Origin of the sequence: Mucilaginibacter sp., from assembly GCF_965277465.1 — a bacterium.
Lineage (GTDB): Bacteria > Bacteroidota > Bacteroidia > Sphingobacteriales > Sphingobacteriaceae > Mucilaginibacter.
This window is the reverse complement of the sequence record NZ_CBDICW010000001.1, coordinates 1,230,288-1,253,985: the sequence shown is the minus strand read 5'-3', so window position 1 is coordinate 1,253,985 and position 23,698 is coordinate 1,230,288. Positions and strand designations below refer to the sequence as shown.

General features: G+C 38.6%; 19 protein-coding genes. 10 read left to right on the top strand and 9 right to left on the bottom strand.

Annotated features, from left to right (window positions below):
- Positions 1-75 precede the first annotated feature (75 nt).
- The 7 genes from ACQY4U_RS05775 to ACQY4U_RS05745 are packed head-to-tail and all read right to left on the bottom strand — an operon-like array spanning position 76 to position 9,589.
- On the bottom strand, positions 76-1,284 hold the full coding sequence (locus tag ACQY4U_RS05775; RefSeq protein WP_428328443.1) for a cytochrome c oxidase subunit II: 1,209 nt from the start codon (positions 1,282-1,284) through the stop codon (positions 76-78).
- A gap of 48 nt (positions 1,285-1,332) precedes the next feature.
- Positions 1,333-2,601, bottom strand: coding sequence for a quinol:cytochrome C oxidoreductase (locus tag ACQY4U_RS05770; protein WP_428328442.1), 1,269 nt, complete (start codon positions 2,599-2,601; stop codon positions 1,333-1,335).
- Positions 2,602-2,612: 11 nt separating this feature from the next.
- Positions 2,613-3,197, bottom strand: a complete 585-nt coding sequence (locus ACQY4U_RS05765) for a c-type cytochrome (protein WP_428328441.1) — start codon at positions 3,195-3,197, stop codon at positions 2,613-2,615.
- Positions 3,181-3,717 (bottom strand): DUF3341 domain-containing protein, encoded by a 537-nt coding sequence (locus ACQY4U_RS05760; RefSeq protein WP_428328440.1) that lies wholly within the window; start codon positions 3,715-3,717, stop codon positions 3,181-3,183. Before ACQY4U_RS05760 ends, ACQY4U_RS05765 begins: the two co-directional genes overlap by 17 nt.
- A 2-nt stretch (positions 3,718-3,719) precedes the next feature.
- Positions 3,720-5,192, bottom strand: coding sequence for an NrfD/PsrC family molybdoenzyme membrane anchor subunit (nrfD, locus tag ACQY4U_RS05755; protein ID WP_428328439.1), 1,473 nt, complete (start codon positions 5,190-5,192; stop codon positions 3,720-3,722).
- Between the two features lie 23 nt (positions 5,193-5,215).
- Positions 5,216-8,269, bottom strand: a complete 3,054-nt coding sequence (locus ACQY4U_RS05750; protein ID WP_428328438.1) for a TAT-variant-translocated molybdopterin oxidoreductase — start codon at positions 8,267-8,269, stop codon at positions 5,216-5,218.
- A gap of 39 nt (positions 8,270-8,308) precedes the next feature.
- A complete protein-coding gene (locus ACQY4U_RS05745; protein ID WP_428328437.1) occupies positions 8,309-9,589 on the bottom strand; it encodes a cytochrome c3 family protein in 1,281 nt (426 codons plus the stop codon).
- Positions 9,590-9,997: 408 nt separating this feature from the next.
- Here ACQY4U_RS05745 and ACQY4U_RS05740 point away from each other — a divergent pair, with 408 nt between their 5' ends.
- Positions 9,998-10,864, top strand: a complete 867-nt coding sequence (locus ACQY4U_RS05740) for a DUF4349 domain-containing protein (protein WP_428328436.1) — start codon at positions 9,998-10,000, stop codon at positions 10,862-10,864.
- Between the two features lie 207 nt (positions 10,865-11,071).
- On the opposite strand, the gene ACQY4U_RS05735 is transcribed toward ACQY4U_RS05740, so the two are convergent.
- Both ACQY4U_RS05735 and ACQY4U_RS05730 read right to left on the bottom strand, forming a co-directional pair.
- Positions 11,072-12,172 carry an MraY family glycosyltransferase gene (locus ACQY4U_RS05735; RefSeq protein ID WP_428328435.1) on the bottom strand — a complete coding sequence of 367 codons (1,101 nt, stop codon included), beginning with the start codon at positions 12,170-12,172 and terminating at the stop codon, positions 11,072-11,074.
- Positions 12,173-12,289: 117 nt separating this feature from the next.
- Positions 12,290-13,036, bottom strand: coding sequence for a glycosyltransferase family 2 protein (locus ACQY4U_RS05730; protein ID WP_428328434.1), 747 nt, complete (start codon positions 13,034-13,036; stop codon positions 12,290-12,292).
- A gap of 94 nt (positions 13,037-13,130) precedes the next feature.
- On the opposite strand from ACQY4U_RS05730, the gene ACQY4U_RS05725 reads away from it, so the two are divergent.
- From ACQY4U_RS05725 to ACQY4U_RS05685, 9 genes are all read left to right on the top strand, one after another.
- On the top strand, positions 13,131-13,922 hold the full coding sequence (locus tag ACQY4U_RS05725) for a polysaccharide biosynthesis/export family protein (RefSeq protein WP_428328433.1): 792 nt from the start codon (positions 13,131-13,133) through the stop codon (positions 13,920-13,922).
- The gene (locus ACQY4U_RS05720; RefSeq protein ID WP_428328432.1) at positions 13,923-16,361 is read left to right on the top strand and encodes a polysaccharide biosynthesis tyrosine autokinase; all 2,439 of its coding nucleotides are present in this window, start codon (positions 13,923-13,925) and stop codon (positions 16,359-16,361) included.
- 15 nt (positions 16,362-16,376) lie between these two features.
- Positions 16,377-16,892, top strand: a complete 516-nt coding sequence (locus tag ACQY4U_RS05715; RefSeq protein ID WP_428328431.1) for a UpxY family transcription antiterminator — start codon at positions 16,377-16,379, stop codon at positions 16,890-16,892.
- Between the two features lie 157 nt (positions 16,893-17,049).
- On the top strand, positions 17,050-18,840 hold the full coding sequence (gene asnB / locus ACQY4U_RS05710) for an asparagine synthase (glutamine-hydrolyzing) (RefSeq protein ID WP_428328430.1): 1,791 nt from the start codon (positions 17,050-17,052) through the stop codon (positions 18,838-18,840).
- On the top strand, positions 18,833-19,951 hold the full coding sequence (locus ACQY4U_RS05705) for a glycosyltransferase family 4 protein (RefSeq protein WP_428328429.1): 1,119 nt from the start codon (positions 18,833-18,835) through the stop codon (positions 19,949-19,951). The genes asnB and ACQY4U_RS05705 overlap by 8 nt, the downstream gene beginning before the upstream one ends.
- Positions 19,948-20,811, top strand: coding sequence for an ABC transporter permease (locus ACQY4U_RS05700; protein ID WP_428328428.1), 864 nt, complete (start codon positions 19,948-19,950; stop codon positions 20,809-20,811). The genes ACQY4U_RS05705 and ACQY4U_RS05700 overlap by 4 nt, the downstream gene beginning before the upstream one ends.
- A 2-nt stretch (positions 20,812-20,813) precedes the next feature.
- Positions 20,814-22,112 (top strand): ABC transporter ATP-binding protein, encoded by a 1,299-nt coding sequence (locus tag ACQY4U_RS05695; protein WP_428328427.1) that lies wholly within the window; start codon positions 20,814-20,816, stop codon positions 22,110-22,112.
- Between the two features lie 20 nt (positions 22,113-22,132).
- A complete protein-coding gene (locus ACQY4U_RS05690) occupies positions 22,133-22,828 on the top strand; it encodes a class I SAM-dependent methyltransferase (protein ID WP_428328426.1) in 696 nt (231 codons plus the stop codon).
- The gene (locus ACQY4U_RS05685) at positions 22,828-23,691 is read left to right on the top strand and encodes a glycosyltransferase family 2 protein (RefSeq protein ID WP_428328425.1); all 864 of its coding nucleotides are present in this window, start codon (positions 22,828-22,830) and stop codon (positions 23,689-23,691) included. The genes ACQY4U_RS05690 and ACQY4U_RS05685 overlap by 1 nt, the downstream gene beginning before the upstream one ends.
- The last annotated feature ends 7 nt before the right edge of the window (positions 23,692-23,698 follow it).

The window sequence follows — 23,698 nt, the reverse complement described above, 5'->3', positions numbered from 1 at the left end:
TGTTCGTGACTCTCTTCGTGATGTACAACGCCGTGATCGTGAACTGCTAATGTTGACATAATCGCTAATCTTATATTAATTGTTTAACGCTAACCTGTTTACTGATAACTTTTGGTTACCTGCCGATTTTACATCAGCCATTTTCAAATCCTTCTTCAACCTGTCAGTTAAATATGGTTTTTGCTTTGCTATCCAATCCTGGTATTCGGCTTGTGTTACCACACGCACAACCTTTTGCATATTGTAGTGTATTCCACCACATATTTTGTTGCAATAAAGGTTATATTCAAATTTAGGATTCTCTGTTTTTAAACGCATTGCAGCTGTAGTAATGGTAGGCTCAAACCTGAAGAAGGTTGGTAAACCCGGTACCGCATTTTGCTGCAAACGGAAATAAGGCATATAAACACTGTGGATAACATCCTGCGCATGTATGTTTAACCTGATGTATTTGTAAACAGGGATAACCAAAGTATCTGCCTGAATATCATCGGTACTGTTAGGATCTTTAAAATCAACACCTACCTTGTTATTTGGCGTAACCAAAGTATAGTTAACATTACCTAATTTACCATCCTGACCAGGGTAACGCAACTCCCATGCAAACTGGTGGCCGGTTACATCAATGTTAATATCGCCAGCAACCTGTGTGCTGTTCTCAATTTTTTGCCAGGTAAAAAATCCAAATACTACCAGCACTGTTAAAACAGCAGCCGGGATAATTGTCCAGATCTTTTCGATCGTATTGTTATGTGGTAAAAAGTATGCTTTACGTTTATCAGAACCGCGATAAAAGAATGCGAAACCAAATAAAAGAGTTTGTGTAATAAAGAATACAATCAGTGTAAGGATAGCTGTTACCAAAAACATATTATCAATATCAACACCATGTGCCGATGCTGCTTCAGGAAGGCTCATGCTTCCCTGTACAGTTAATGACCAATAAGCGCCGTATAAACCAGAGATCAGGAACAAAAGGCAAACTACACCCATTATACCATTCCAGTTTAATCCTTTTTTACCCTGTATAGTAAGGGTCAGATCATAGATCTTAAGTATTTTACCTACAATAGCAACACAAACGCTCGCTATCAGAAAAAGCAATACATAATAACCAACGCCAGTCCACATGGCACTGCTTGCCATTGAATCAGGAGTGGTTGCCGTTGTTGTACCCTGTGCTACTGCTACATCCTGCGCCATTAACTGGTTTGTGCCAAAAAGCACAAGTGCAGCGATAAGCGACAATGTTTTTTTAGAATTTATTAGTTTTTTGAATCCCATTTTAATGTGATGTTTGGTATTCTTTAGTTTTTGCAAAAATAACAATTATTATATGTGATGATGAAGGCTCTCAGCCAATAATGGGTGTTTTTTAGGCACAAGAGATTTAAACTTACTTAAAGCATTCAACATCAGGTTGGTAAATAAGCCTGCAAAACCAAGGAATATAGTGATCTCAATTATTCCAATCTCGTTGTACCATTCCTTTTGCGGACCTACAGCTCCAGGCATGATCATTTGGAAATAGTCAAGCCAGTGGCCGCATATTAAAATGATACATACTGCCTTCAGTAATTTAATCCTGCGTTTTGAATCACGCGCCATCAGCAATAATAATGGTGTAAGGAAGTTAACAATGATGTTTAACCAAAACCAAGGTTTAAACTGTGGTTCCCATCTCTTAAAGAAATAGGCAGCCTCTTCAGGAAGGTTGGCGTACCAGATCAATAAGAACTGTGCAAACCATAAATATGTCCAGAAGATTGAGAAACCGAACATAAACATACCTAAGTTATGTAAATGATCTTCAGTTACCCACTGCATATAACCGTTCTCTCTTAAAATAATAAGTGTTAAAGTTATTACTGATAAACCGCTAACCCAAAGAGCAGCAAAGTTGTACCAGCCAAACATGGTTGAGAACCAGTGTGCCTCAACAGACATAATGGTATCAAAAGCAAATAATGGAACTGTAAAACCAAATATTAATAAAAAGATAACTGAAATTTTAAAGCTCTTGTTGTAGTTAAACATACCGCCTAACTCATCTTCGTTATTTGAATACTTAACCATCATACGGCCTAAAAGGCTGTAGCTACCCAGGTATATCACTAAACGGATAAGGAAGAAAGTAACATTTAAGTAACCCGATTTATCAGCAATTACCTGGTTAAAGTTTGGATCGCCTTTGGTAGCAATACCTTTAAGCGCCCATCCTTTATATAGATATGGTATAACTGCCTGCTTACCTTCTTCGGTAAGTCCGGGATGTGTAATAAATAAACCGGCACAAATAATAGCCAGTAATATGATACCTGCAACAGGTAACACTTTAGCAAATGCCTGCGGAACGCGGAGTACCGCTACAGACCAGCCCGCCTGTGCTACATATTGAATAGCGCAAAAGAATATACCGCAAATACAAACACAAGCAAAGTAATAACCCATTAACAACAGGTTTGCAAATGTGCGTTCGCCGTTACTTGACAAAAAACCGTAAAGTATTCCAATCACACCAACAGCGATTAAGACTAAGCTCCAGGTTTTGGCCTTGCCTTTAAATTCAAATTGCTCGTCGAAACTATGAGAATTGTTCATTAATAATTGTCTTATAAAGTTTGTAAATGGTGAACGTACATAATTACTTTCCAGCGTTCTTTAGGCTCAAGCTGTGATGCGTATGATCCCATTGCGTTTACACCATAAGTAATAGTATGATAAATTTTACCGTCTGTCAGATCTTTCATAGCGCCGCCGCGTGATGATTGTCCTGCTGAGTATGATGGAGGAGCCGGGTAACCGTGCTGAACCACCAAACCATTTCCCTGGCCGCTTAAACCGTGGCAGGGTGAACAAAAGTGCTCAAACAATACCTTACCTTCAGCATAGTTTGCCTGTGTTTGGGGTAATGTTGATTTTACTTCAAGGCTTGCTTTTTCGTAACCATCCTTAGTATTAGGATAGTCAAATTTCACAAAACCAACTGGGATAGTACCTGCCGGCGGAAGCTGAGCAGTTTTACCATCCTTAAAATTATTATTTTTCTGATCGGGGTCGTATGCAATGTGCTCATACATATTGGGAGCGTATTCCCATCCGGTACTCCTCTTATCCTTGCACGATGTAACTATAATCGTAGCAACAATAGTAATAACGGTTATGCCCAATATTTTTACTTTATTCATAGCTAACATATTTTCTGTCGTTATGCTTAACTTCTACTGCTCCAGCTTCTTTTAATAAATTAGTAATATCATCATGGGGGATATTTCCCTTTGCATCAATGGCTATAACAAACCTGTCATCAGTTGCTCTCAGATCCATTACCCTTGGCGTACGGCCCGGGAAAAGGTGAGTGGCGTAAAAGAAGGTCAATGTCATACCAAACGCGGTGAACAATACAGTCCACTCAAACGTGATCGGCACAAAATCAGGGATAGCGAAGGCTGGCTTACCACCTATGTTCATAGGCCAATCATGCACCAGCATGAAATAAGCCATACTGAATATAGTTGTACCACCTAAACAGCCAAACATAAACGCTGCATAACCTAACCGTGAATCCTTTAAACCCAATTTAGCATCAATACCGTGAATAGGCATTGGTGTATAAACATCGTAAATAGGAACACTATTTTTTTGTAGTAGATCAATCCCGTGCATCATTTCATCGGGATCTTCAAAAAGGCCTAAAATATATTTCGTGCTGCTCATTTTTATATTTTTTCGTAATCAGCCATATCAACGCTGTCAAACTTGGTTAACGATTCGGTGTAAAAATCAACGTGCTCTTTATCCAGATGACCTTCGTCAATAAGTTTCTTTTTAGATTGCTCGCTTGAGCTTTTCAGGATAAGTTTCACCTCAGCCATTGCAATTGATGGTAACACCCTGATAAATAAAAGGAACAAGGTAAAGAACACACCTATTGATCCGATAAATACACTCAGATCTATTCGGGTTGGATAAAACATAGCCCAGCTTGATGTTAAATAATCGCGGTGTAATGATACTACGATGATCACAAAACGCTCAAACCACATACCGATGTTTACTACAATTGATAGTACCCATGAGATAGGGATGTTTGTTCTGATCTTTTTGAACCACATTAACTGGGTCATCAATACGTTACAGCCATACATCATACAACCTGCCCACCAGTACGGACCGATAAACCTGTTAAGGAAAGTATACTGTTCGTATTCGCCACCTGAATAGTAGGCGATAAAGAACTCAGTTAAATAAGCCACACCTACAATTGATCCTGTTAAAAGGATAATTTTGTTCATGGCCTCAATGTGGAACATGGTAATGTAATTCTCTAATCCTAATACCTTACGGGTTATCAGCAACAGTGTTTGCACCATGGCAAAACCTGAGAAGATAGCTCCCGCAACGAAGTAAGGAGGGAAAATAGTAGTATGCCATCCCGGTTCAAGAGAGGTTGCAAAGTCCATTGATACAATGGTGTGTACTGATAATACCAATGGTGTTGAAATACCTGCCAATATCAAACATACAGTTTCAAAACGCTGCCATGTTTTTACTGATCCTGTCCATCCGAAAGAAAGAACAGAATATATTTTTCTGCGGAGACCTGTAGCACGGTCACGTATGGTGGCTAAATCCGGCAATAAACCTGTGTACCAGAATACTAATGATACAGAGAAGTATGTAGAGATCGCAAATACGTCCCAGATAAGGGGTGAGTTAAAGTTAACCCATAATGATCCGTACTGATTGGGTAATGGTAATGAGTAAACAGCCATCCACGGACGGCCCATGTGAGCAACAATGTAGGTTGCCGCGCAAATTACTGCGAAGATGGTCATCGCCTCAGCCGACCTGTTGATAGAGTTACGCCAGTTTTGACGGAACAGTAATAAGATTGCCGAGATAAGTGTACCAGCGTGACCAATACCTACCCACCATACGAAACCCGTAATATCCCAGGCCCAGCCTACTGTTTTGTTCAAGCCCCACGATCCGATACCGTACCAAAAAGTGTAGCTTACTGCAAACACCCATAGGCATGCGCCTAACGATGCAACAGAAAAGCCTATCCACCAGGCTTTGCCAGGCATGTTTTCTACTGGGCGAAGTACATCATTGGTTATTTGGGCGTATGTGATGTTCTTCCCCGTAATTAACGGTTCCCGGATTATTGATTCACTATGAGATGCCATATTTTAAATCTCTCTTGTATAATTTAAGCTTCTAATTCTGATATATTCCTGATTTTTGTCTGGTAACCAACACCTGGCTGTACATTCAATTCTTCCAGTACATAATAAGTTCTGTCGCTCTTTAAAGCTTTTGATACTTCTGATTCAGGATCATTTGCATTACCAAACACAATAGCATTAGCCGAGCATGTTTGCTGACAAGCCATTTTTATATCGCCATCTTTAAGCGGGCGTTTTTCAATCTTAGCTTTCAATTTACCAGCTTGTATACGTTGTATACACATTGAACATTTTTCCATAACCCCACGGAAACGTGTTACCACATCAGGGTTAAGTACTAATTGTGTATGCTCATTGTTAAGGTAGTTATCAAAACGAGAATCGTTCCAGTAATTGAACCAGTTAAAGCGGCGTACTTTGTATGGGCAGTTGTTAGCACAGTAACGGGTACCTACACAACGGTTGTAAGCCATATGGTTTAAACCTTCGGATGAGTGAACAGTTGCTAATACCGGGCAAACAGTTTCGCACGGTGCGTGCTCACAGTGCTGGCAAAGCATTGGCTGGTAAACAACCTTTACGTGATCCAGGTCTTCCAATTTTGCAATTTCATGCTCACGGGTTACACCACCATCACCTTTATCGTTAAAGCTATAATAACGGTCAATACGGATCCAGTGCATTTCACGACGACGTCTTACTTCGTCCTTACCTACAACCGGCACGTTATTTTCGGCACTACATGCTACCACGCAGGCACCGCAACCGGTACAGGCATTTAAGTCTATAGCCATCACCCAATCATAAGTAGGGCGATCATGTTTCTGCCAGAAAAGGTTATTTTCGTTGTAATCTTTGTGATCTTCTTCTTTACCAGTTGCTACTGATGGGTTTTTAATGTACTCAGTAAAGGTTGCTTCCTTTATGATACTGTTACGCCCTTCAATAGAGTGGTGTGTTTGTGTTTGCGCAAGCTCAGAGTTTTCGCCTGTTGCAGTTAATACCGCAGGTGCGCTGGTTTGGAATGTACCGTTGCGCAGGCTAAAGAACGGAAATGCGTTTTTACCTACGTTGATACCTACCGGGCCAACAACTGTGCGGCCGTAACCAACAGCTACCGAAATAGTTCCCTGTGCCTGGCCTGGCTGTGATAATACTGATAAGCTTACAGTGTAACCGTTTGCATCAATCTTAACCACATCACCATCCTGGTAGTTCAGCTTTTTCATATCGCTTGGCGACATGGCTATGAAGTTATCCCAGGTAACTTTCGAAACCGGATCAGGTAATTCCTGTAACCAAGGGTTGTTAGCTCTCTTACCATCGCGCATTGCCGGGCTTTGGAAAACCTGTAGCTCAACCTTGTTGCCTTCGGCAAGCTGGCTGCTATGATCTAATATAGTTTGTGCAACTGCATTTAAATCACGGCTGAAAGTGTATGAACCTGCTGGTTTATCAGCAACTTTTACAAAACCTGTTTGTAATAAAGTTTCCCATCCGCTTTGGCCGCTTAAGCCGCCTTTAGCTAATAAGTTTTTATCCCAGTTGTTTCTAACGTAGCTGTAGTAATCTTTATAAGTACTTGCACTCCATACCAATAAGCTGTGTTCAGCCTGGCGGGTGTCATATACAGGGTTAATGGCTGGCTGTACAATGGTATAGTAACCTTCTAAAGCGTTATCATCACCCCATGCTTCTAAATAATAGTGGTTTGGTGCTACAACATTACAAAGCGAAGATGTTTCGTCAGTTGTTGGTGCAAATGATACTCTCAGGCGTACTTTTTTCAAGCCGGCTGCAATATCCTTGCTGTTGTAGTAATCATAAGCCGGGTTTGCATTCAGGAAGAAAACGGCATCAACATCGCCGCGTTTCATATCGCTTACAAACTCAACAAACTCTGCATCGTTACCAGCGTATTGTAATGATGGATTATCTAAATCAATAGTAGTACCGTAGCTGCCTAATAACGAGTTAATAGCATTTACCAATACTTGTGTAGCAACATCGTTTGAACCTGCAACCACTAAAGCTTTACCCTTAGCGTTCAGTAATTCTTTTGCTACTATAGCTATAGCCTTATCGGCAACAACGTTATTTAATTTTTTAGTTCCCGGTAAGGTTGCGCCAGATATCGCATTGTACAATGCGATAAGTGCAATACCTTCTTCAGATGGTTTAATAGGGATACGAACATCTGAATTTGAACCGGTGATGCTCATGCCAGTTTCAAACTGAATATGGCGCGACATCTTTTTAGCCTGTAACGATTTGTTGTTCCTGTTTGAAACGTACTGACGGGTAAACTCTTCCGGAGAGATCCAGGTACCCAAAAAGTCGGCACCGAAACTAACGATCACATCAGCCTTATCAAAGTTATAGTGAGGCAATACAGCCTTACCGAAACTATTTTGATTTGCCTGGATGATACCTGTATAAGATACAGCATCATAATTGATCAGTTTTGCTGTAGGATATTGTGCAACAAAATCAGCAATTACCGCTTTGGTTGAAGGGCTGTGAACTGTTGAAGCAATGATGCGGATTTTTTTACCGCCTGCTTTAATAGCAGTAAGTTCGGCTTTAACAAATTCGTCAAGCTGGCTCCATCCGTAATCACCACCATCTTTCAATGGGTTTTTAATACGGTTAACATCATACAGGTCAAGTACCGATGCCTGTGCCTGCGCACTAACACCACCTTTACCTATAATATCATTAGGGTTACCTTCAATTTTAATTGGGCGGCCTTCGCGGGTTTTAACCAAAATTGCCTGTCCTTCATAAGTTGAAGTATAGTAATTGGGTATACCCGGGGTTACCTCTTCAGGTTTTATTAAATATGGCAATGCCTTATGCACAGGCACCGGCTGACAGGCAGCCAATGTTACCGCACTCACACCAAAGCCAAGCGCCTTTAAAAAGTCACGACGAGGGGTTTTTCCTAACAAACCACCACTGGTTAAAACATCTTCGATAGGAATAGGCTCCGCAAATTCGTTTTTATTTAATTCAACAAATTCCGGGGTTTTGTTCAGCTCTTCTAAACCTTTCCAGTATTTTTTATTGCTATCCATTTAAGCTATATAAACTGTAATGCTACGTTTTAATAAATATTAATAATGGCACTTACCGCACTCAATACCACCCATTGCGGCTGCTGTAACCTTTTTACCTTCTTTTAACAAGTCATGTACCTGTTGTAAGTTCTCATAGTATGCGTTACCCTTAATGTTAACATCTGTGCGTTTGTGGCACTGGATACACCATTTCATGGTAAGTGGTGAGTATTGGTAAACCTCTTTCATGGTTTCAACAGGACCGTGGCAAGTTTGGCATTTTAAACCTGCAACCTTAACGTGTTGCGAGTGGTTAAAGTAAGCCAGATCGGGCAGGTTATGTACACGCACCCATTGCATAGGACGTGATTTTGTGCTGTCGTATTTTTGTGTTTGCGGATCGTATCCCAAAGCATCATAGATCTTATGTATTTCTGGCGACTCAGTTTTAACAACCTTGTGGCAGTTCATACACACATTTAATGATGGAATAGATGCATTTTTTGATTTGTATGCACCTGAGTGGCAATACTGGCAATCAATTTTCATTGCACCTGCATGCAGATCATGCGGGAATTTAATAGGCTGTACCGGTTGGTAACCTGTGTGAACATTGGTTGTCCAAAGGGTAACCCATGTCCAGCTTCCAAGCGCCAGTGTACCGCAAAGCAGTACAAAGAAAACCAGTTTTTTATTTTTAAGTAGTTTTTTGAAGACAGCCTTACGATCAGCAGATGCTTTTTCGGCAGCTACAATGTCAGTAGTATCCTCTTCAATTACGATGCCTTTGTTTTTCAACAATAAACGCTCAAGCGTTGCAATTACTTTGTTTAATACCAGTATAATAATAAAGGCCAAAACAATTACGCCAATAAGCGCCCATATAACAAGACTGCTCGGACCTTCGTCTGCAACAGCAGCTCCGGTAGCAGCACCAGGCTTAGGGGCAGCCTGCATGGTTTTCCATTCTGTACGTACATACGCAAGGATGTTGGCCACATCGCCGTCAGTAAGCTCGCCAAAAACGGTCATACCGCTTTGGTTATACTCGTTGTAAATTTTAAGCGCCTTAGGATCTTTGGCAGCTATTAAAGCCTGGTTGTTCTGAATCCAGTGCGTTAACCACTTATCATCAGTTTCAGATGTTATGGTTGGGCCTAAAGCAGGACCTATCAGTTTGCTGTCAATTTTATGACAGGTGGTACATTTGGCCTTAAAAAGCGCCTCGCCCTTAGCTGCATCCCCCTGCGCAAATGCAGAAATCCCCAAAAAAGTAAAGCAGGCAACCAGTAGAACCGACCTTGAGAATTGTTTAAAAATCAATGAGAAACTCCTCATAAAGTGTATTTATACTAAATAATTTTATTATTAATGATTGATATTCACGCAGAAATGTATGTACAACCCGAATTTTTCAGTCACAAAAGTAAAACTTATTACACTATCACTTACAATTAAATGATTGCAATATCTAATTTATAATTGTTCTAAATAAATAATAATATTGTAAAAAAACAGCTAATTCCATATATAAATAGTGCGTTTTGAACATACGGATGACCGTTTGATTTGCCATATAAATACATTACAATAAGCAGAAAAAACGTGCTTGTAAACTTAATATATTATACTTAAAGCTAATCTGCTTTTTTTACAATCCTGTAACATTTTGATAGCCAGTGTATGTTGAGGGTCACCTTTTGGCATTGACATGTATCAATATCAACCAAAAACAAAACAATTTTTATGAAAACACAACTGTTAATTCCGCTGCTGGCAGGCGTTGTTCTGTTAGACGCATGCAAGGGAAAAGGATCATCTGAAGCCGCTGATACGACAGGCAAAACGGGCCTTTTCCATAAATCGTCAATTTCCAAAACAGATACAATGCAAATTGACTCTAAGCTGGTACGAAAAGCTGACATGCATTTTAAAGTAAAAAATGTACAGCAAACCAGCGAACGCATTGTTGCTTTAACAAATAGTTGTAACGGAATGGTGATTCATCATGTAATGAATGCCACCCCGGGTAATACCATTGATATAAAAAAGAGCGATGATTCATTAATGAGGGTAACTGTTATTAATACAGTAGCCGAAATGACGGTAAAAATACCACCCGCAAGCTTGGAGAACTTCATGAACCAGGTTGCCCGATTAGGTATTTATGTAAACAATAGCAATATGGATATAACTGATAAATCGGCAGCGTATCTCTCTACCCAGCTCAAACTCAAAAACCAGCGTGAATCATTAAATAAACAAGAAAAAAACAGTACCGGCAACGATAATGTACTGGCCTTTAAAAACAGCATGGTTGACCAGCAAATGATCAACCATAAAATTGACGACTCTGTTAAAACCAGCACAATTACCCTTAGTTTTTATGATAGCAATGTACTAAGTAAAGAGATCATTGCAAATGATGACCTATCAGCCTATAACGTTCCGTTTATGAAGCGAATGGGTATGGCATTAGAGAATGGATGGGATGTATTTATGTATATACTGATAAGCCTTGCCAACTTTTGGGTACTACTACCTTTAGGATGTATTATATTGTTTGCTGTACGCTACTATAAAAGCAAAAAGGTAATTGAACCAATAAAATAATTAACAGGCGTATTTGTAACAATAGCCTAATACATATTTAAGCCCTTTTGAGGGTTACCTATTTGTAGACAATAATAAACATATGCTTTGCCCTGTAATTGCTACCCTTAACTAAAGAAAGTATTTACAGGGCAATTGCATTTGCATCTCTGCATTAATTATAACAGGAAATAAAAAAACTGAGGCTATTTAAAGGAAACCGCCGGGTTAAACAAACAGGTTACGGAATGCAAGGCGCTCTCTTTCTTTTGATCGGAGGAAAAATGTAATTACCCAGTTGAACATGAACGACATCAGTATGATGAGTGCTATAAGTACAGAGTTACCGTATCCCTTTAATAAAAGCGCCATAAATATGGTTAAAACATTAGCGCCTGTTAATATAAGTGTAGTTTGGATATGATTAAAGCCAAGGCGCAGCATCCGGTGATGAATATGATTACGATCAGCGTTAAAAGGTGAAACACCGCTCGCTATCCGGATAACAAACACCCTGATGGTATCAAATATAGGGCCTATTAATATAGCAACTGTTAATACGGGAGCCGGATAAAAATAACTGGTATTACTGCCGGCTCTGCTTACTTCCATAAATTTAAGCGCCATCACAGCTGATATTAAACCGATCAGCAGGGAGCCGGTATCGCCCATAAATATTTTTGCAGGGGTAATATTGAATCGTAAAAAGCCAATAATTGCACCAACCATTGCCAATGATACTGCCGCCAGTTCATACTGATGCAGATAAATAAATAATAAAGCAAATGCGCCGTTTGCAATTATCCCGGTAGTGGCGGCTAAACCGTCAATACCATCAATTAAGTTAAACGCATTTATAAGCAATAAAATAACAAGAATGGATAAGCAAACGCTTACTATATAAGGCAGTTCATAAATCCCGAAAACACCATATAAATTAGTAAGGCGGATATTGCCTAATAATACCAATATAGCACAAACAATAAATTGTATTAAAAACTTTGTATTTGAATTTACGCCCGAAAGATCATCTTTTAAACCCATTGCAAACAATATGATACAGGCCGTAAGTATATAGTTGATAGGTAACGACTTATTAGTCATACAAAGCAACAGGGATGTTATGGTAAAGCCTACAAATATGGCAACGCCGCCAAGCCTCGGGATACCATGATCATGTTCTTTTCTGAAGTGTCCAAGGTCGTCATATAAGTGGCGGAAACGGGCTACGTGGAGTATTGAGGGGATGGCTATTGATGTGATCAGAATAGATACAGCCACTACCAGAACGTAATATATAAAAGTAAAATTGTGTAAATATTCCATCATAGTTAATCAATATTATCGTTAGGGCAGTTAACAATTATCGCATCAGCGCGCAATTAACTAACATTCCTAAACTAAACCCGCCATTTCTTACTAACATATTAACATTTCAATATTTACTTAAAAATATTGTATGATTTTTCGTGCCGGCTTAAGGATCAATGTTATTATTGGATAAATAATACCGTTGTTACGCATAGCCTTCAAGTCAAACTTTAATCCTTTTACGCGACTGTTAAAGCTTTTGTTACTTACTCCGCCAACTTTCATTTTAACCAGTACTTTTTTTATATAAAAAGCAGGTATCCTGTTGAGAAACATAAACCTTAACATCAATTCGTAATCCGCAGCAGTACCGTATCCCAGGCTATAAAAACCAAGTTTCTCAAATAAATTTCTTTTACAATAAAAGGTAGGATGCGGAGGCATCCAGCCCCAGCTAAAATTGCTACGCAAATACTTACCCGATCTCCATTTACGTATTATCTTATCATCCAAACTCACATAATCCAGGTCACCGTAAGTTATTTCAACATTTTGCTGTATAAAAGCATCTGCTACAGTGCTCAATACCTTATCGTCAGCAAAAAAATCATCCGCATTCAGCATCCCTACTACATCCCCGGTGGCCAGTTTGATCCCTTTGTTCATGGCATCATAGATCCCTTTATCAGGTTCAGATAATATAATACTTATATTATTTTTATATTGATTTATAATATTGATGGTTTGATCGATTGATCCGCCATCAATAATAATATATTCAATTGCTTTAAAATTTTGACTGATAACAGATTCAATGCAGCGGCGGATGGTGCCTTCGGCGTTAAAGCTTACGGTTATTAAAGAAATCTTAAAATCCTGCACTTAGGAAAAAACACTGTTTATAAGTCGCAAATTTATGTATTTTTGAAGTCGATACCTAATTAATTGGTTACTTAAAAAAATGCTGCGGTAATATATGCGTCATATAAAATATACTTATTTGATTTTACTGGTCTTGCTGATATGTACTTCGTGCTCAAAAAGACAATACCAATACCTATTTCAGCAAAAAAGCAGCAGTACGGATACCACAGCTCAAAAAATTGCTTCGAAACAGGAAAGCTACCGCATTAAGCCCCAGGATATTTTACAGATAAGGAATTTACAGAACAGTAAAGACATCGTCGACCTTAACCCGCCTATTGGCGGCGCTAATGCCATACAAACAAACACCACCCAAAACCAGCCCGAAGGGCACCTGGTTGAAGATGACGGAACGGTTGCATTAACAGGTTTGGGCCGTATTCCTATTGCCGGCTTAACCCGTGTTGAGGCACAAACCTTAATTGAAGGGCTTTACCATAAAATTTTACTTAAAAACCCTATAATTGAGGTAAAGATCACCAACCTTACCGTTTCGTTATTTGGCGAAGTAAAATCGCCGGGTAATTATCCGTTAACCAGGGACAGGACCACACTTGTGCAAATTTTAGGTACGGCAGGCGGCATTACCGAGCAGGCTAATGAAACTGATATAAAAATAATCCGTGGTACACAAAAAGATCCGCAGGTAACTGTAATTGATCTGAGCAATATCCAGGCAATTAATGATCCAAAGGCAATACTACAAAGCGGGGATATTGTTTATGTTGAGAAAAACAAACGGGCTATCAGGAACGATAATTTCTTAAACCTTTCACAACTAATTCAGCCGGCATTGCTGTTATTTAATACGGCACTAATTATATTAACGTTTACACGCCGTTAAATGGAAGAAATAAGCAAGAGTAAAGCTCAGAACAAGCTCCCCAACCAGGAGATTGATTACTTTAAGGTTGCAAAAATATTTGTAAGCAGGTGGTATTGGATAGCAGGATCAATTGTTGTTTGTATGATTACGGCCAACATTTACTTGTGGTACACCCCTAAAATTTACGCAACCTTTGGCACCATGAAGCTGGAGGAAAAAAAGTCAGAGCTTCCTGATCTGGCCGGCGTTATGCCTGTTAGTGACCGGGCCAATACCTCAAGGGTACAAAGCGAAACCATTGTAATGCAAAGCAATGCGCTTTTACTCAATGCCATAAAGCACCTTGATTACCGTATGAGCTTTTACATTATTGGCCGCGTACTTAACCGCACCAATGAACTATACCCCCAAAAGCCCCTTGATGTTGAACTTATAAAGTTTGACAGCCTGAACTTTTACCATGATATTATCACCTTTAAGCCAATTAATGAAAAAAGCTTTTCATTAAGCTATAAGCTGGCAGGTAAAGATGTACTGCGTACGTATGCCTATAATATTCCGTTTATGATTGGCCCCACCGGGTTTAACATAAGCGCACCAAGCGTTATATCAAAAAACACATCGTACTTATTTAAACTCAATGCACCCGAAGATTTTATTGACCGGGTTAGAGGTGGGTTGCATATTGCCGAAACTGCCAAAAACTCAAATATAATTGCCCTACAGGAAACTGACCCCAACCCGCAATTTGCATCGGATGTGTTGAATGCGGTGATGACCGAGTACCTGACTTATGACAGGATCCAGAAAATGCAGTCGGCAACGCAGATGATTGATTTTATTGACAGCCAGTTGAAATACCTGTCAGATAGGGTTGCCGTGTCAGAAAAATCAATGGAAAAGTACAAGCAGAACTTAAAAATTGTTGATGTTAGTACTGCAGCCACTGCCGCAATTTCGAAAGCCGATAACCTGGAATCGCAAAAATCCTTATTAAACATACAGCTGATAGCGATTGACCAACTAAAAGCAGATATCATAAAGGAAAAGAATAATGTAACGCTCAACTTTAATATGGAAGGCGTTGTTGACCCGCAATTACAATTAGCTATCAATAAACTTGATAACCTGATCTATGCCCGCAACTCGTTATTAAAAACTTATAATGCCAATGCGCAGCCCATTAATGATATAAACCAGCAAATATTACAGATAAAAAGTACGGCCATTAATGACATTAACATTTCGCGCAATATTGTAGAAAAAAATATAAAATACATATCGGATCAGCTTGGCCAGGTTAACGAGAAAGTAACCCATTTTCCTGTTGCCGAAAATGATATGGCAGGCTTGCAGCGCAGCTTTAGCGTTAACGAAAAGGTGTATGACCTGCTATCCGAGAAAAAATTAAATGCACAGATAAGCCGCTCAGGTATTTTACCGGGGGCTACAATTATTGATCTTTCGCAACCTAATTACAATCCTGTATCACCCGATGAAAACGGCATTAAACGGTCATCAATCATATTCGGCATTTGTATCGGTATTGGTTTGATCGTCCTTATCAGGATACTTAATCCTTTTATTTACGACAAAGAAACTATCGAGAGCCTTACCTCTATCCCTATTATCGGGGTGATAAGAAAGTTTCCTGAAGAGATAGACGAATACAGCACCCAGATATTGGCTATAAGTAAGCCCAAGTCCATTTTTGCAGAATCTGTGCGTTCTGTCCGCACCAACCTGAGTTTCCTGGCATCCAACAAAACAAGTAAAGTTATTTGTATCACATCAGAGGTTGCGGGCGAAGGAAAATCATTTGTGGCCGTTAACCTTGCCAGCACCCTGTCACTTATTGATAAAAAGGTAATATTGGTTGCTGCAGATTTAAGGCGTTCGAAACTACATAAAACCTTTAATGTACCTAATGATGTTGGATTAAGCAGTTACCTGTCAAACCAGCTTAGCGCTAATGAGGTAATTTCAAAATCAAACCAAAAAAACCTTGATTTTATTATCTCAGGGCCTATCCCACCCAATCCGTCAGAGCTGTTACATTCAAAAAGAATGACCGAACTGATTGATGATCTTACCTCAAGGTATGATATTGTAATGATTGATACAGCACCTATCGGTCTTGTTTCGGATGCGATACCATTGATAAGAATAAGCGATATAAATTTATTTGTTATCCGGTCGGGTAAATCAAAATTCTATGCGGCCACCATTCCGCAACGAATTGCACAGGAGTATAATTTAGATAACACAGTAATAGTACTAAACGCCTTTGAGCAGGATCTTTTACACTCCAGGTATTATAATACCAAATTCTCGGGCGAGAGTTATGCAGGCAAGTATTATTACTACTCTGATTATACCGGCTATGAAAGCTCCGGTTATTATATAGATAATAAGGACCTTAAATGGTGGGATATAAGACGATTATTTAAACGATGATGTACTACAGCTGACATGGCTTTAAAATCAAGTACAGAAATCAACAAGTGGTATCCGGTTTACACGCATGCACGTGCCGAAAAAAAGGCATTCCAGGCATTAATCAATAAAGGCATTGAGGCTTATTTACCCCTTCACCGTCAGCTTAAGCAATGGAGCGATCGTAAAAAGTGGGTTGAAGAGCCGCTGATAAAATCGTACCTGTTTGTAAACATAAGGGAGTATGAGCAAACAGAAGTATTGATGACACCCGGTATAGCACGGTTCATTTACTTTTCGGGCAAGATAACATCCATGCCGGGCCGCCAGATTGAGGAGCTTAAACTTTTAATGGCCAGCTCGTATGAGTTAGAGATCACAGAAGAAAACTTACAGCCCGGCGAAAAGATAACGATAAAAGCAGGCCCGTTGAAAGGCCTTAAAGGCGAGATAATATCCTATCGCTCACAAAAGCAATTAGTTCTTAGGCTTGATGATCTTGGCTACTCCATAATAGTACATGTGGCATCATCCTTAATAAACAGATTATAAGTGCTTAATGTTAGTAATTTATAGCTGGCAAGACGGCATTTTTTTATAATTTAAAGCCATTAAATTGTAAAAATATATAAAATACAATTGACTGATAAGTAATAAGTTACAGTATTTTTTGTGACTTACCGGGCGAAGCTATGAATAAATATAAGTTATGTGCAGGATAGCAGGAATAATTTCAAATAGACTATTAGTTGATGAAATTAGTGAGAAGGTACGTACTATGTGCAATGCACTGCAACATGGCGGCCCTGATGATGAAGGTATATTTACCGACGAAAGTAAAGGCCTTGTGTTTGGACACAGGAGGCTATCAATTATTGACCTGAGTAAAAACGGGCATCAACCTATGGCTGATACGCAGCAAAAGGTTTGGATAACGTTTAATGGTGAGATCTATAATTATCTTGAATTAAAGGATCAACTTGTTAAAGCAGGGGCTCAGTTCCATTCAAATACTGATACTGAGGTTATAATTAATGCTTACAAGCAGTGGGGTACTGCAGCATTTGCAAAGCTAAGGGGAATGTTTGCCTTTGCAATTTATGATGCTCACAAAGCTAAAACCTACCTGGTGCGTGATACCACAGGTGTAAAACCGCTATATTATTATGTAAATAACGGGCAGTTGAGTTTTGCATCAGAGGTGCGTGCTTTTAAAACAGCAGGCATAGCAAACGATGCTGATGCCAACTGGCCTGTTAGGTTCCTTGCCTTTGGACATATCCCTGAGCCATATACTACACTAAAAGATGTATATAGCCTGGCAAAGGGCCATTTCCTGTTGTGGGATCATCAAAGCAACACGCATAGTATTGCACCATATAATAACAACGTTTTTGCAGGCCAGCTTATTACCAACCATAACACTGCCCGCCAACTATTGGACGATGCGCTCAGAGCCGCCGTACAACGGCAGCTGATGGCCGATGCGCCTATCGGCGTATTTTTAAGTGGCGGTATTGATTCAAGCCTGATCTCATTATTAGCCAATGAGCAAAAAAAGCAGCAGCTTAAAACCATATCTATTTACTTTAATGAGAAAACCTACGATGAGCGGGCTTATCAAAACGCAGTATTAGATAAAATAAGCGGCGAAAAGTTTGCACACCTTGTACAAAAGCAGGATTTTGAAAACTTTTTTCCACACATTATAAGTGACATGGATATGCCAACAACCGATGGCATTAACACCTGGTTTATTAGTAAATATGCCCATGAAGATGGATTAAAAGCAGTTTTATCTGGAGTTGGCGCCGATGAGCTTTTTGGGGGCTATCCATCCTTTAACAGGATCAGGTATCTAAAGTATCTGCGTAAGGTACCGTCAACATTGTTTAATGCGGCTAATTATTTTAAAGCTGATAAGTACCGGAAGGTATCATTCCTGGCACATGATCATCACCTGGCTGATTATTTATTACTGCGCGGCTTGTATGTACCCGAAGATATTGCCAAAATACTTGACCTGGATGCAAGGCAGGTAAATGAAATATTGTTTGAGGAAGTGTCTGTTAATAGCCTGGGTAATTATGATGAAAAGCATGCGGCCTGGTTTGAGACTAACCTTTACATGCAAAACCAGCTACTGCGCGATACGGATGTAATGAGCATGAGCCACGGGCTAGAAGTAAGGGTGCCTTTTTTAGATGAAGACTTACAGCAACTTACCGAAAGCATATCAACCGAAATAAGATTTGACAATAAACAGCCTAAGAAAATATTAATTGATACATTTAAGAACATTTTACCGAATGCAACATGGAACAGGCCCAAAATGGGCTTCACCTTCCCTTTACAGGAATGGATGAGTCAGCATACAGAGATAAGCAGAAAAGATTTGTATAGAGGCAAATTTGCACAAAACGCTGTTGAAAGGTTCAAAAATGGCCAAATGCACTGGTCCAAAATTTTTGCGCTTTACCAAATACAAATGCATGAGTAAAAAAGTTATACTTTATACCTTACAAACGTTTAGTACTACCGGGGGCATTCAAAAAATGACCCGAACGTTAGCTCATTCATTAAATATTTTAGCACAGCGCAATAATTGGGATTTTAAATTGTGGTCGGCCTACGATAAAAAGAACGACCTTATGCCGCAATATCTGCCCGCTGAAAATTTTAGGGGGTTTGGAATTAACCGCATAGGTTTTGTTTTAAAAACCATGGTTGCCGCTCAAAAACCTGATATTATAATACTAAGCCATATTAATTTAGCTATTATTGGCTTATTGATAAAAACTATTAACCCAAAGTGCAAAATTTGGCTTATTGCGCACGGCATTGAGGTATGGCGCCCACTATCGATATTTAAAAATATGTTTTTAAAGCGCTGCGATAAAATAATTTGCGTAAGCAACTTTACGCGCCAGCAAATGATCAGCAGGCACAATACAGTACCTGAAAATTGTATTGTTTTGAACAACGCTGTTGATCCGTTTATGAAATTACCGGAAACGTTTACAAAGCCGGCTCATTTACTAAGCCGCTACTGGTTAAATGATAAAACACCTGTAATATTCACCCTAACCCGCCTGGCATCTACCGAGCAATATAAGGGTCACGATCAGGTAATAAAGGTGATAAGTAAACTTAAATCACAATTTCCTGATATAAGATACATACTGGCTGGCCAGTATGATCATGACGAAGAGATCAGGATACAAAAACTAATATCGGCCTACAAAGTTGATGAGCAGGTTATACTTACCGGCTTTATTGAGGAGCATGAACTGGTTGACCATTTTTTATTAGCCGATATGTTTGTGCTGCCAAGTAAAAAAGAGGGTTTTGGTATTGTATTTATTGAGGCCCTGGCTTGTGGGTTACCTGTTATTTGCGGCAATGCCGATGGAAGCGTTGATGCTATATGCAACGGTGAACTTGGCAAAGCAATCAATGTTGATGACATTAACGAATTAGAAACAGCCCTTACCGATCATCTGACAAAACCGCTGACGGAAATAAAACGACAAGAGTTACAAAGAAAATGCCTGATGCATTTTAATGAAAACGATTATATGGATAAATTAGAAAAAATACTGACGCAATGAGTGATGTAGACAAGGAAACCTGGGACCTTGAGATAACCGCGGCAAACAATATTTTTGATCTTAAATTAAAGGATGTTTGGCATTACCGTGATTTACTGCTGTTGCTGGTGCGCCGCGATTTTGTTTCGTTTTACAAACAAACTATTTTGGGGCCTTTATGGTTTTTTATCCAGCCCATATTTACAACTATAATTTACACTTATATATTCGGTAACCTGGCAGCCATCCCTACTGACGGTTTGCCACAGCCCCTTTTTTATTTAGCCGGAATTACTGCCTGGAACTACTTTTCAGATTGTCTTACAAAAACATCAACTGTTTTTACGGCTAACTCTGCACTGTTTGGAAAAGTTTATTTCCCACGGTTAATTGTTCCTCTTAGTATCGTAGTATCAAACCTGATCCGTTTTGGTGTCCAAATGACTTTGTTTTTTATAATGATGGGTATATATTGGTTAAAAGGTACTGCATTGCATCCTAATGTTTATATACTCTTATTCCCGATACTATTGTTATTAATGGCAATGCTGGGGCTTGGTTTAGGCATGATCATATCAGCACTAACAACCAAATACCGGGATCTGAGTTTCCTAATAGCTTTTGGCATACAGCTAATGATGTATCTTACTACTGTTATCTACCCGCTTTCTGTTGTTAAGAAAAAGTACCCATCATACGAGTGGCTGGTAGCCTACAACCCCATGACTTCTATCATCGAAGCTTTCAGATATGGGTTTTTAGGTAAAGGTTCATTTACCATGCTATCATTAGGTATAACTACTATAATAACAGTTTTTATAATGTTAGTTGGCATTATAATTTTTAACCGCGTTGAGCGTACTTTTATTGATACCGTATAAATATGCCAGCAGCAATTAAAGTAGAAAACCTGTCAAAAGCCTATCAGTTAGGCGAGATTGGTACCGGGACAATTACCCGCGACCTGGAGCGCTATTGGGCAAAGATAAGAGGTAAAGAAGACCCTTTTTTAAAGATCGGTGAGGTAAATGACCGCGCAAAAAAAGGAAATGGTGATATTATCTGGAGTTTGAAAGACCTTGATTTTGAAATAGAACAGGGAGATGCTGTAGGTATTATAGGCCGTAACGGAGCAGGTAAAAGTACCTTACTTAAAATTTTGAGTCGTGTAACAGCGCCAACCACCGGAGCCATTAAAGTTAAAGGACGAATAGCCAGCTTACTGGAAGTTGGTACCGGATTTCACCCGGAGCTAACGGGTAAAGAAAACATTTATTTAAATGGCGCCATATTGGGCATGCGAAAAGCCGAGATTAAGAGAAAGTTTGATGAGATAGTTGACTTTTCGGGCGTTGAGCGCTATATAGATACACCAGTAAAACGATATTCATCCGGGATGTATGTGCGCCTTGCATTTGCAGTTGCAGCCCACCTTGAAAGCGAGATAATGATTGTCGATGAGGTACTTGCCGTAGGCGATGCAGAGTTTCAGAAAAAGTGCCTCGGTAAAATGGGAGATGTATCAACCAAAGAAGGCAGAACAGTATTGTTTGTTAGCCATAATATGGATGCGGTAATGCGATTATGCTCACACGCCATCTTATTAAAAAATGGCACCTTACAAGGATATGGCCAAACGAACCATATAATTGATAATTATCTTAGAGCAGATTTTGGAACAACAGCATTAAGAAAATGGGACGAAAACAACAGTCCTGGGAATGATACTGTCAGACTGCTTGAAGTAAGAGCCCATGATTCAGAAAATAACATAAAAGATTGTTTTGATATTTCAGATCAAGTAAATATAACCTTCCGTTATTTAGTTAAAAGTAATAAAACTAAGCTAAATCCTGCGGTTAATTTTTTTAATGCCAATGGGGTTAATTTATTCGACTCCCATCAAACTACTGATCCAATATTTAAAGAAACGTTAGTACCAGGCTATTATGAGTCAACGGTAATAGTACCCGGAAACCTATTGGCTGAAGGCACAATAATTATGGGTATTGCGGTATTAACATACAGCCCATTTTTAATTCATTTTCACGAAACTGATGTAATTGCATTCACGATGATAGATAAGTCGGTAAATAACCTAACAAGGGGTGAAAATACCGGAACAATCCCAGGAGTTGTAAGACCTTTTTTAAATTGGCGATCTATTAAATTATCAAATTAGTTAAAAGATTATATAATAGTATGATAAGAAGGGCTTACAGAAAATTAAAGAAAATATTAGAAAAAAAAACTGATCGGTTTGATGGAACAGGCGAAAGAGTTGATATTTTCTTCGCTGACGAAATTGATTATGAAAAATTGGACATGTATCAAAAAAGTCATTACAAAAGATATGAATATGCTTTAAAGAAAATTAAGCCTGACGATACTTGCGGCGACTTCGCGTGTGGAACAGGTTATGGATCAATAATGCTTTCAAAAAAAGCAAAAAAGATAATTGGTGCAGATATCAATACAGAAGTTGTTCAAGCTATTAAAAAAAGATATAAAAAAAACAAAAACGTAGATTTTATAAATGCCAATCTTTTGGACTTAACTTTCAATTCTGAATTTGAAAATATCATCTCTTTCGAAACAATTGAGCACTTTAAAGAAGTGGATATAAGAAAATTGCTTCTAATTTTTAATAAAGCTCTTAAGCCAGGTGGAAAACTTATAATTTCGACTCCATATATGCAAAAAGATGATGAAGCAGCAATTAAACTTGGGCATCACTTAACTTTCTTTATTAATGAAGAGGTTATAAACAGCTGGTTAAATAGTGCGGGATTCACTGTATTAACTTTTGAATATCAGAATTATAGAACCCACACTATAGGAAATAACTCTGAAAAAGACTTTATTGTATGTACTGCTCAAAAAACTAATAGTATTTAATGCCAAAAGTATCAATCTGTATTCCGACCTACAATCAAATTGAATACTTAAAACTAACATTAGACTCTATTGCAATACAAACATTTCAGGATTATGAGATAATTATCACCGATGACACAACCGGATTCATGGTAAAAGATTTAGTTGATCAATATAATTTTGAAGGTCGGCTACATTATTTTAAAAATCAAACCCCACTGGGCTCCCCACAAAACTGGAATAAGGCAATTGAGAAAGCTAATGGAACATATATAAAAATTTTACATCATGACGATTGGTTTAAAACTAATGAAAGCTTAGAAAAATATGTGAATCTATTAGCTGATGATAAAATTGACATTGCATTTTCATCGTCACATGTATTACTGGATAATGGAGAAAATTGGATTCACGAAGTATCGATAGAAGAATTAGATAAATTAAGATCATGTCCATCATCATTATTTTTTGGCAATAAAATTGGCAGTCCAAGTGCAGTTATTTTCCGAAAAGACATTTTGGAAATATTCGATAAAAACCTAAAATGGCTGGTAGACGTTGAATTTTATATCAGAGTAATAAATAAAACAAAAAGAGTGAATTACATCAACGAAGCGTTAATAACAACTTTTGGCGCTGAGGGACGTGTAACTGATATTTGTGTAAATAACCCTACCATAGAGATATTTGAAAATTTTTATCTATTTGACAAAATCAAAAGACTTTTCCTTTTTAAGGGCATCAATTATTATTTTGATGCCCTTAAAGTTTTATCTCAGTTATGTAAAAAATATGGCATTTCAACAAAAAAAGAGATTAGGGCCATGGGATATAATGGTAAAATACCGCCAATTTTAATTCTTCGATCAAGACTTTATCAATAGGCTATAA